This window comes from Vibrio sp. 2134-1 (genome assembly GCF_033339495.1).
On the sequence record NZ_JAWOUS010000782.1, the window covers coordinates 1 to 560 of the forward strand.

Genomic DNA, 560 nt, shown 5'->3' on the forward strand with positions numbered 1-560 from the left:
GTTCCGAAAGGTCTAGAAGGCGTGTGTATTCCAGCTAACTGGCAACCAGAAGATCACCGTGGCACTACCACCGTAAACGTGTTTATGGGTAACAACCAAGGCGGTGCAGTAGACATCAAGAAAGTGTCTCAGGTGACATTGTCACGCCGTGACGATTGGCTAGGTTACTAACAACAAAACAAGAACAGGTGAGGGGATGCGATATACATCATCCCTTCTCCTGAACAAGGAGTGGCTTGATGAGTGAATTAGCAAGGGATATCGAACCAGCGGAGATTTTACTCTCGGTAAACAACATCGAAGTGGTCTACGACGAAGTTATTTTGGTTCTGCGTGGCGTGAGCCTTGAAGTACCTAAAGGTCAAATCGTGACGCTGTTAGGCGCGAACGGGGCAGGTAAATCGACCACACTAAAAGCCATTTCGGGTTTGTTAAAAACCGAAGATGGTGAAGTGACTCGCGGTGAAATTAACTTCATGGGCGAGCGTATCGACAACAAGAGCCCGGAAGAAATTGTCCGTTCAGGTATCTTCCAGGTGATGGAAGGGCGTCGAATTGTT

At 47.9% G+C, this 560-nt stretch carries 1 protein-coding gene; it reads left to right on the forward strand.

From position 1 onward, the window contains the following. Positions 1–239 precede the first annotated feature (239 nt). Positions 240–560: ATP-binding cassette domain-containing protein (locus tag R7R78_RS28520; RefSeq protein ID WP_225474900.1), on the forward strand; the 321-nt coding region annotated here is incomplete at its 3' end.